This is a genomic window from Oceanomicrobium pacificus, assembly GCF_009833495.1.
Taxonomy (GTDB): Bacteria; Pseudomonadota; Alphaproteobacteria; order Rhodobacterales; family Rhodobacteraceae; genus Oceanomicrobium; species Oceanomicrobium pacificus.
Genome location: NZ_WUWG01000007.1, coordinates 113623 through 123607, shown reverse-complemented (window position 1 = coordinate 123607; position 9985 = coordinate 113623). Strand labels below are relative to the sequence as shown.

Annotated in this window: 7 protein-coding genes; all 7 read right to left on the bottom strand. The window is 65.9% G+C overall.

Annotation, left to right across the window (positions count from 1 at the left end; all coding sequences use genetic code 11):
* Nucleotides 1-143: 143 nt before the first annotated feature.
* The 7 genes from GSH16_RS14690 to GSH16_RS14660 all read right to left on the bottom strand — a co-directional run bounded on the left by GSH16_RS14690 (nucleotide 144) and on the right by GSH16_RS14660 (nucleotide 9780).
* Entirely contained in the window at nucleotides 144-695 is a 552-nt protein-coding gene (locus tag GSH16_RS14690; protein WP_205524128.1) for an AAA family ATPase, read from the bottom strand.
* A complete protein-coding gene (locus GSH16_RS14685; protein ID WP_160856360.1) occupies nucleotides 692-1642 on the bottom strand; it encodes a methyltransferase in 951 nt (316 codons plus the stop codon). Before GSH16_RS14685 ends, GSH16_RS14690 begins: the two co-directional genes overlap by 4 nt.
* Nucleotide 1643: 1 nt before the next feature.
* On the bottom strand, nucleotides 1644-2705 hold the full coding sequence (locus tag GSH16_RS14680) for a hypothetical protein (protein ID WP_160856359.1): 1062 nt from the start codon (nucleotides 2703-2705) through the stop codon (nucleotides 1644-1646).
* A gap of 94 nt (nucleotides 2706-2799) precedes the next feature.
* Nucleotides 2800-3681, bottom strand: coding sequence for a transferrin-binding protein-like solute binding protein (locus tag GSH16_RS14675; RefSeq protein ID WP_160856358.1), 882 nt, complete (start codon nucleotides 3679-3681; stop codon nucleotides 2800-2802).
* A gap of 29 nt (nucleotides 3682-3710) precedes the next feature.
* The gene (locus GSH16_RS14670; protein WP_160856357.1) at nucleotides 3711-6575 is read right to left on the bottom strand and encodes a beta strand repeat-containing protein; all 2865 of its coding nucleotides are present in this window, start codon (nucleotides 6573-6575) and stop codon (nucleotides 3711-3713) included.
* Between the two features lie 209 nt (nucleotides 6576-6784).
* A complete protein-coding gene (locus GSH16_RS14665; RefSeq protein WP_160856356.1) occupies nucleotides 6785-8086 on the bottom strand; it encodes an HlyD family type I secretion periplasmic adaptor subunit in 1302 nt (433 codons plus the stop codon).
* Complete coding sequence (locus GSH16_RS14660; RefSeq protein WP_328803248.1) at nucleotides 8083-9780, bottom strand: type I secretion system permease/ATPase; 1698 nt, start codon at nucleotides 9778-9780, stop codon at nucleotides 8083-8085. Before GSH16_RS14660 ends, GSH16_RS14665 begins: the two co-directional genes overlap by 4 nt.
* Nucleotides 9781-9985 lie beyond the last annotated feature (205 nt).

Here is a 9985-nt window from a genome sequence, read left to right as displayed (position 1 = left end):
CCGTTCACTCCTTTCATCCCGTCCCGGTCCCCACCAGAACGGTGAACTCAAAAAACACAGAAACCGGACTTGGGGATGTCCGGCCGATCCTTCTCACAGTGCCGTGACCCGGCGTCATTTTTCAAGAAATTTATTGTCGAATTTCAGAGAAATTTTCTGATTTTCAAAGCAGTTGTGAGCCGCTCGTGTGACGTGACCTCACTTCCTGACGTGTCAAGAATTATGTCGGCCGTATTGCGACTTTTCTCACACAGCATGTCGATGCAAGGCCGGACGATCCGCTCGTAATTCTGAAGGTAGGCCGCAAGCCATGGCGCAAAGCCCGGCGCAGGCTGCGTGGCGGCGTCACGTGCGAATTGCGCGACCTTCCGTGCCAGCGCCAGATCGGGCGGACAATCGAGCCAGACCGCGCAATCGATCCGGTCGCCCACCAGCGGATCGGCCCGCCCGAGCGGCATGTCGAGCACCAGCCGCCCACGCGCCCGACCGACAGCAGCAGCGAACGGCGCGGAGGCCAGTTCGTCAAGCGGCGCACCGCGGTCGAGCCAGTCCTCGATCGCCGCAGGCCCGAGATCCGTCATCGTCTCGAAATCGTCGAATGACAGAAGTGTCGCCCCCGCCGTTTCCGCCAGACGCCGCGCCAGCGCCGTCTTGCCTGCACCGGGCGGGCCGGAAATGGCAACGACCCGCGTCATGCGCGAACCGCCTCGATCACATGAAAGGGCATGTCGAGTTGCACAGTCTGGCGGGTTGGTGCGAACCCCGCCGCGCGCAGCCAGCCCTCATAGACCGACGGATCCCGATAGAAGGGCGCGAAAACGGCATTGGCGAGCCGCGACAGAAACGAGGCGTCGGCCAGACCAGCGGCGAACGGGCCCCGTTCGCAGATCACGATGCGCCCCCCCGGTTCAAGGCAGGCAACGGCTTCGGTCAGGAAGGCGCGGGCGTGATGGTCGGGCCAGTCATGCAGCACGGATTTGAAGAGCAGAAGATCGCGCGCGCCGAGCTCGGCCGCCCAGCCCGATTTCCGCGCGTCGCGCGGCTGGAACCGGATGCGATCCTGCCCCTTTTGCATCTCCTGCCCCAACCCGCAGACGGCGGGCAGGTCACTGACCGTGATCCGCACATCAGCCCGCGCGGCGCAGATGGCGGCGGCGAAGGCCCCGCTATTGCCACCGATCTCCAACCAGTCCGGACCCGCATTGCCCGGGAGGCGCGGGACGAGATGCGCCGCTTCGAGCCGGGTCAGCGCCGAGACATAATCGACCCATGGCCGGACCTCCGCCCGCGCTGCCGCCGTATCGGACATGGCCTTGTCATAGCGGAACAGTCCGAACGTTTGTGCGCGGTCCATGAAGGTCGGCAGGTCACCGGTCAGCGCATCAAAGCCGAGCGCGAGATCCCCCAGCGCCATGCGCAGGAACCGCACACGCGCGACCAGATCAGCCCTTCCGTCGCCCAGAAGGGCTGCAAAAGCAGGCGCGGGCACGGTCCCGTCGGCGATGCCGGAGGCGTGCAGGATGTCCCGGGTCAGATCAGACACCGCGGCGTCCGGCCAGCCCCGCGACAGAGCATTGTCGAGGGCAACCAGCACCAGCGCATCCGGCACGAAACCGGCCAGCGGATCGCGAAACGCTGCCATGTCAGAACCGCCAGCGCGGCAGCGACAGGGTCAGGAACGGCCCCTGTCGCGCGAATAAATCGACCGTCGAGCGGGTCTGCTGATAGCCGACAGACACGGCCAGATCATCATTGATCGGGACAGATATGGAGGTGGACCAGATATCCTCCTCCCGCGCCTGCCCGAAAAACGTGCCGCCGTTGGCGCGCTGGTAGCCGACGGAGAGCTGCACCGGACGGTCGTAAAGGACGGTGGTCGCCGCCACACGGGCCTCACGCGACATGGCCATGTGCCCCGGAACCGCCGCGCCGACCCCGCCGAAGATCGTGGTGGCGAACCGCGGGGCCCAGAGCGAGGTCAGCGTGCCGCCGGCCTGCGTCTGGCCGAACGCATCGCCCGCCACGCGGCGGAGCGTCAAGCGCGCCTCGTGCCGCTGGTCGCCCACAGCAAAAAGATGCGTGCCCGACAGGTCGCCCTGAACCTCTTCGAACTCCGTCAGGTCACGGTCCGCGCGCTCGTACCGGCCACACAGATCGACGAATTTCCAGTCATCCACATGGTTGCGCGAACAAAGCTCGCCGCCGATCCGCCGCACCTGCAACCCGTCCTCGGCCGGTGCGGCGCCGATGCTTGCGCGCAATGTCCCGTCGAGGAACCGACCGCGCCCGTATAGCGCGCGCAGATAGCCCGCCGCGCCTGCGCCCGCCACGAAACCGGCGCGCCCGACCAGTTCGGGGTCCAGCGTGAAGGTGAACCCGCCGAGCGAGAAACTGTCATTGGCAAAGCCGCCATTGATGTTCGGGTCATATTCCAGAACCGGAAACAGGAACCCGCTGGTGGACAGGGCAAATGGCTTGCCCTCGGCCTTCCATTCCTGCGTGAACCCTTGCTGGCGCAAAAGCTGCACAAGGCGCGCACGGGTCACCGGATCTTCCGCCCCGAGGCGGAGTTTCTCGGCCAGATAGAAGGTTTGCAGCCGCTCGGACTGGAAGCCTGAAAAGAAAATGTCGGTCGGTTGCGCGCGCGCCGGAGCAAAAGCCAACAGGCAGCCCAGTGCCGCCATGCCAATCGCTCTGAGGATCATCCGCCCGCCTTCTGCCCGTGTGCCGGCGCGGGTTCTGCCGCCGCGCCCTTGCCCATCGGTGGCATGTTTGGCGCGGCGCGGCAAGCATGTGCGATCAGTTCAGGCGCTCGTCCGCCGCGGCGATGCCGTAGAGCACACCGTCGGACCCGTTGACGACGAAGCTCGCCCCCGCTTCGGCCGGTGCACCGTTTTCACCGCCATAGAAGGTGCCGCGCACCTGGGTGGAGGTGGTGGTCCCGATCACATCGGCAAGACTCTCGCCGCCGCGCAGCGCGACGGTCGTGCCGCCGCCGTGGCTGAACTGGCTCCGGTTGCCGCCGCCCGCGCCGTTGCCGATGTTCAGCCCGTTGATCCGGACCTCATTGAAGGTCATGCCCGACATGGCAAGTTGCGACAGGACCATGTCGATATTGTTGTTGAGGAAATCGGCCGTCAGCGTCATGTTGCCGCCGCCCGATCCGGCATTGCCGCCGCTGCCATTGTTTACATCCGTAATGTAACCGACCACGGCCTGACCGGAATAGGTGGCCGATCCGCGTGTCGGCACGTCCTGCGACCGTGTGGTCACGCCGACGAGGTAGATGGTCGAACCGCCATTCTGGCTGGCAAGCACCGGGACGAGATAGTCATAGGTCCCGTCGAGGTCGGGATGGTTGGCCTTGACCAGCGTGACGCCGCTGCCTTCCCAGACATCGCCCTGAATCCCGTTGGAATCGATGATCAGCCCGGCAATGTTGAGCGCCTTGTTCGTCCGGTCCATCGTGCCTGTATGCCGCGCCGCCGCCTGCGGGACGCCGCCCGTGCCCGGCTCGAGACCGACCGCCGTGACATTGCTGGTGCCGGCCACGGTGCTGTCGAAAGTCTGGTACTGGAACACCGTGTTCGGGCCGTTGCTGCCGCCGCCCCCACCGCCGCCACAGGCCGCAAGGGTCAGGAGTGCCGCGCCCGCGGTCAGTGTCCGGTATCTGGGGGTCATTGGGCCATTCTCCTTGCAGGCGGTCGCGGTCAGATCAGGATGACGATGTCAAAATTGGAGGCGGACAGATCATTGGCGTCGACCCCCCAGAAGGTGATTTCGGTGCCCTGCGCGTCGAAAACGGCACCGTTCGCGCCCTGACTGACAAAGGCGAGCGCGTTCGCGCCGGTGTTGATGCCCGAAAATCCTTCGAGCACGACCGTGTCGAACCGCGGATCGAAATCGGCACCGGTCACCACACCGGCATAGCCGCCCGTTCCCTTGAAACCGTTGAAATCGGCAATGATGTCAGAGCCTTCGTTGGTCTGGAAGACGAACTCGTCGGACCCGAGACCGCCGCGCAGGATGTCGTCTCCCGCGCCGCCCGACAGGATGTCGTCACCGCCGAGGATCGAAGAGAATGCATCCCCGTCGAGCAGGTCATTTCCCGCGCCACCATAAAGGGTGTCCTGACCGACGCCGCCGCGCAGCCAGTCATTCCCGCCGCCGCCAACAAGCAAGTTGGTGCCGCTGAAATCGGACAGGAGGTCATTGCCGTCACCGGCATAGACCCTGTCGTCTCCGAACGCGTCGGTGGTGACATTGTTGCCGTCGCCGACATTGATCCGGTCGTTCCCGCGCCCGCCATCGACGCGGTCGTCCCCGTCGCCGAAGAAGATGTCATCGTCGCCGAGCGCGAAGAAGAGCGTCTCGGGCGCGGAGTAGTTTTCGTTGTTCTCGGGGTCGTTCTGACCTTCGATTTCCACTTCGATCACGACCGGATTGCCCGAGGCGTCGAGCGTGATCGTATCGGTCAGCGTCTCGCCATCGTTCAGATACTGGACATCAGCATCGAGGAAATAGGTATAGCCGTCGCCATCGCTGTTCACGACGAGCCGTCCATAGGTGCCGCTGCCCGACAGACCCGCCACATCGGCGCTGTCATTCTGGTCCGGATCGGTCACGGACAACGTGCCGGTGACGAAGCGGTAATCCTCGCTGATCGCGATCGGGTCGGTCGTGCCGTCCGTGGTAACGACGGTCGGGTCATCCTCCCCGATGATGGTGATGGTGATGGCGCGTTGCGTCCCGTTGCTTGCGGTCAGCACGAGCCGGTCATAGGCGGCCTCGCCTTCACCCAGAAACTGCACGTCGAGCAGCCCGCCGAGCGCATAGGTCCAGCTTTCATTGTCGACGATGATGCTGCCATAGGTGCCGGTCGCTTCCGGTGTGGTGCCGGTTTGCGTGTCGAATGTCGGCTGCGCTCCGACAGCATCCGTGTCGGTGATCGTGATCGTCCCGTCCGCCTCCAGCGACTGCGGGTCGATCCGCAGGTCGATCACGCCCGTCGAGGTGCCGCCGATGATTATCGTTGTGTCGGTCGCGACGAAATCCACATCGGGCTGTGGCGAGGCGGCGAGTAGCGCCATGTCGATTTCGCCATCTTCCGTCCCGTCGGCGCTGTCGAGCGTCTGGAAGTTGGCCGACCCGCCCAGGAGGCCCGTGACCCGGCCATTGACCACGTCCCCGGCCTCATTCGCGCCGAAGGCCAGATCGTTGATCCCGTCATTGTTCACGTCCCCGATGGACGCGCCGCGGACCGAACCGGAAGCGAGCCCGTCATCGATGCCGGAGATCAGGAACCCGTTGGACCCGTTGAGACTGTCGAGATCGAAGCGCAGCGTGCCACCAGAGGGCGTGCCCACGGCTGATCCGCCGAAGACGAGGAACGCCTTGCCGTCTGAGCCGTCCGTGGCGCCGATCAGGATATCCGCGATTCCGTCGCCGCTCACATCGCCGACGCCGACCGCATAGAGGCCCGACATATCGGAAATGCCGCCACCCGACAGCACCATGCCGGTCAGCCCAAGCCCGTCCGCACCGAGCACGGCATCGAAATCGGTGGTGGCGCCGGTATCGCGGCCGAACTGGATATAGACCTCGCCGGAATTGTTCGCGCCGTCATCGCCGAGCGGGGCGGCCACCAGAAGGTCGTCCACCCCGTCATCATTGAAATCACCGATGCCCGACACCGCGCCGCCGAGCCCGTCGGCCAGATCGAGCCCGTCGATGCGGAACCCGTTGGTGCCGTCGAGCGAGGACAGGTCGACCGCGGGTGGCCGCACGCCATCCTGCCCGAAGATGATATAGGCGCTGCCCGCATCCGAGGCGCCACTGTCGGCCCCCGGTGCACCGATGATGAAATCCTCGACCCCGTCGCCGTTAATGTCCCCGGCCGAAGCGACGGACGTGCCGAGCGCATCCCCGCCGGACCGGCCTTCGATCTGCGGCACGACCGGCGTCGACAGGCTGCCGCCTGCATCATTGCCCCACACGATGGTCACGCTGCCGGCATTGGCCTGCCCGCCGCTGCCGTCGCCCGGCGCACCGATCAGAAGGTCGGCAAACCCGTCATCGTCGAAATCCCCGACGGCGAGGCTCGACCCGAAACCGCCGCCGATGGCGCTGCCGTCGATGATCGTGCCGTTGGTGCCGTCAATATCCGCGGCATCGAGGTCGGTGTCGAAAGCGCCGGCACCGCCGTAGAGCACATAGACCGTGTCCGACCCCGGCGCGCCGATCGCAACATCGCTGATCCCGTCGCCATTGAAATCGAACCCGCCGGCCACGGTGATATCGGAACCGCCGCTGCCACCGGTGACAGTGAAGCGCATTCCGTCGTCGCTGGCCGTATCAAGCGTGCTGGCAAATCCGGCTGCGGTCGAGCTGTAGCCCGACATGATATAGGCAAGGACAGTGCCGTCGCCCGATGTGCCGAAAATGAAATCGCCGATGCCCAGGGGGCCGCCGATTCCGTCTCCGCCATCATTGTCGAAATCGCCTGCGCCTGCGACGGATGATCCATACTGATCCAGTATCGACCCTGTCAGGGTGAAATACGCCGATCCGGCCATTGGGGGCTGCCCTTTCGCACTCTTCACTTACAAAGGCCACCCGAGGTCACGAACGGCACCTGACTTTAGCGTCACGGTATCAAATGTTTGAGATAAATCACTAGAAAATATGTGAAGAATTACAATTCATTCGCCGAAAAGGGGCGCGCGCGTCTTTTCCGGCGGACCGTGTGAACCCTTCTTTGCACAAGCTGGACGGGTCGGCACCCTCAGCTTTCGCGGAACGCGTGCCGGAAATAGTCGGTGAACGGCTTGACCAGATAGGTCAGCGGCGCCTGTTCCACGGTCGTCAGGAAGGCCTCGACAGGCATGCCGGGCCGCAGGGGCTGCGCGTCGCCCAGTGCCGCCAGACTGTCCGCTTCGGGACGGATGCGGACGCTGTAATAGGTCTCGCCCGTCGCCTCATCCGCGAGCGCATCGGGCGACAGGCGCTCGACCGTGCCCGCCACATCCGGTGTCGACCGCGCATCGAACGCCACGAAACGCAAGGTCGCGGGCTGGCCGGGATAGACATTGTCCACATCGGTCGGGCGGACCCGCGCGGTGACCACAAGCGGGTCGCTGTCCGCCACGATCGTCAGCACCGGCTCGGCGGGCCGCAAAACAGCATTCACCGCCCTGACCGACAGCGAATGGACATAGCCCGACACCGGCGCGCGCAGATCGAGACGCGCGATCTTTTCATCCAGCGCCGCCAGCCGCTCGCCGGTTTCCGCTGCCGCCGCCGCGACCTGCCGCAATTCGGTGATCGCCTGTTCGCGCCGCGCCGAGTGGAGCCGGAGCGCGGAAATATCAAGCTCGACCATCCGGCCGCGGTTGCGCGCCTTGGCCGCGATCAACTCGCCTTTCAGCCCTTCGAGTCGCGCAATCTCCCGCTGCAGGGTCAGAAGCCGCGCGGTCGAGGTCAGCCCCTTCGCGCGCAGGTTTTCCACATCCGCAAGTTCACTCGCAGCCAACTCCAATTGCCGATCGACCGCCTCGATCTGGCTGGACTGTCCTGCCACTTCTTCTGCGATCTGGCGCTTCTGCTCCTCTAGCCCGTCCACTTCCGCCTGTAGCGTTTCCGCACGTGCCGCGAACAACCGGTGCTGGCCCGCAACAAGGTCATGCACCGCCGGGTCGGCCATCCGGTCGACCAGCCCGTCCGGTGTGACCATCTCGCCCGCCCCGTCGCGCTCGGCCTCAAGCCGGGCCATCCGCGCGGCCAATTCATCCGACAGGCTTGCCTGAATGGCCCGCTCGGACCGCAGCGCGGATCCGTCGAGCCGCATCAGGATATCGTTGGCTTCCACCCGGTCACCCTCGTCCACGAGGATCTCGGCCACACGACCGCCGGTATCATGCTCAACCACCTGCCCGTCCAGTTCGACGACGACCCGGCCAGAGGCAACGACCGCGCCCGACAGGCGCGCCTGCGTGCCCCAGAGGCCAAGCCCCAGAACCAGAAGGATCACCGTGCCCCAGCCGAGCGCCATGAGCGCCGCACCGCCCCATCCGCTGCCCTGTTTCATGATCTGGCCTCCGCGCCCGCACCGCCGAGCACTGTGGCATGGTTCCTGACCTGCTTGCGCAGCACCTCGTCGCGCGGCCCGAGCGCGCGCATCGCCCCGTCAGACAGGACCATCAGCAGGTCACATTCGGCAATCGCGGCCGGGCGGTGCGCCATGATGACGGCAATTCCGCCAGCCGCCTTATGCGCGCGGATCGCGGCATTAAGCGCGGCCGATCCGGTCGCGTCGAGATTGGCATTGGGTTCGTCGAGCACAAGACAGACCGGCGCGCCGAAAAGCGCCCGCGCCAGCCCGATCCGCTGCACCTGACCGCCGGACAGGATTTCACCCGCATGCTCGATCCGCGTGTCATAGCCGTCCGGCAGTTTCAGGATCATCTCATGTGCACCGGCCGTGCGCGCGGCCGCGACAACCGCGTCGGCGTCGGGCGCCTCGTCCAGCCGGGCGATATTCTGCGCAATCGTGCCGGGGAAGAGCTGCACCGTCTGCGGCAGGAAACCGATATGCGCGGCCCGCGCTTCGGGCGTGAACTGGTCGAGTGTCACTCCGCCAAGCCGTACCGTGCCTGTGCTCGGCGGCCAGAGGCCCGTGAGCACCCGCGCCAGCGTCGACTTGCCGCTCGCGCTTTCGCCGATCACGCCGAGTGCCTGCCCCGGCGCCACGGAACAGCTGATCCCGCGCAACAGCAACCGGCGGCGCGACGGATCGGCCAGTCCCAGATCCGTCAGGTCAAGCTGCGCATCGGGTCGCGGCAGATCGGTGCGCGGCGCGCTGTCCGGCAGGGCCGCATGAAGCTGGTGCAAGTTGCGCCATCCCTGCCGGGCGCGCAGGACCGTGCCCCACTGGCCAAGCAGCGATTCAACAGGTGCCAACGCGCGTCCGAGCAGGATCGAGGCCGCAATCATTGCACCGGCCGTAAGCGAGCCCTGAAGCACCAGCCACGCGCCCGCGGCCAGCATCAGCGATTGCAGGAAGAGCCGCAGCGCGCGGGTCAGCGCGGCCATGCCGCCCGTCCGGTCGGCAAACTGCATGCCACGGTCAAGCGCGGCGCTGCGCATCTCCGTCCAGCGGGTCACCGTCGCGCTGTCCATGCCGAGGCCGAGCACCGTATCAGCGTCCGACCGGATGCGGCCTGCGAAGCGCGCGGCCTCCGCAGCATCGCGGTTGGCCGCTTCTCCGGGGGCGCGGCTGATGGCCTGCGCCGCAACCATCAGGGCCACGAGCAGGGCTGCGCCCGCAAGCGCCAGCCAGCCGAGAAACGGATCGAAGACGAAAATGGCCGCCAGAAAGATCGGCGCCCAGGGAAGGTCGAGAAGCGCCGCAGCCGCCGGCGCGGCAAAAAAACGGCCCACGGAATCGAGATCGTCGAGCGCGCTGGATGCCGGGCCGCGCTGGCTCGCGGGGGCGCGCAACGTTGCGGCAAAAGTCGGGGGACCGACGCGGCTCTGCAACGTCGCGCCCACGCGCATCATCAACCGGCCGCGCACGAAATCGAGACAGCCAAACGCGACATAGAGGCCGCCGACCAGAAGCACGAGTGCAGCCAGCGTCGCTTCCGACCGGCTGGTCAGGACACGGTCATAGACCTGCAGCATGAAGAGCGGCCCCGTCAGCATCAGCAGATTGATGAAGACCGAGAAGACACCGATGGACAGAAGCCTGCCGCGCACCTCCTGCACCGCACCGGCCAGCACCGACCCTTTTGCAGCGGGTGGTTTCTCCTTGGATCGGACTCGGGCGGACGGATCGGCCTGCGGTTCGGAAGGGGGGCTGTCTTTCGGGGCCACAATTACGCTTTCAACTGGCACCGGAGGGACACCGGGCCTTTCCAGCGATAGGCTGCAATTTAGTTAATTTCAACCGCGTGACAGTCAGCAGCCCATGACGGGCCAGCGCGCG

Excerpts from the sequence above, each read along its gene's own strand:
- GSH16_RS14690 (WP_205524128.1), bottom strand. The coding sequence starts at position 695 with ATGACGCGGGTCGTTGCCATTTCCGGCCCGCCCGGTGCAGGCAAGACG.
- GSH16_RS14675 (WP_160856358.1), bottom strand. The coding sequence starts at position 3,681 with ATGACCCCCAGATACCGGACACTGACCGCGGGCGCGGCACTCCTGACC.
- GSH16_RS14670 (WP_160856357.1), bottom strand. The coding sequence starts at position 6,575 with ATGGCCGGATCGGCGTATTTCACCCTGACAGGGTCGATACTGGATCAG.
- GSH16_RS14685 (WP_160856360.1), bottom strand. The coding sequence starts at position 1,642 with ATGGCAGCGTTTCGCGATCCGCTGGCCGGTTTCGTGCCGGATGCGCTG.
- GSH16_RS14665 (WP_160856356.1), bottom strand. The coding sequence starts at position 8,086 with ATGAAACAGGGCAGCGGATGGGGCGGTGCGGCGCTCATGGCGCTCGGC.
- GSH16_RS14680 (WP_160856359.1), bottom strand. The coding sequence starts at position 2,705 with ATGATCCTCAGAGCGATTGGCATGGCGGCACTGGGCTGCCTGTTGGCT.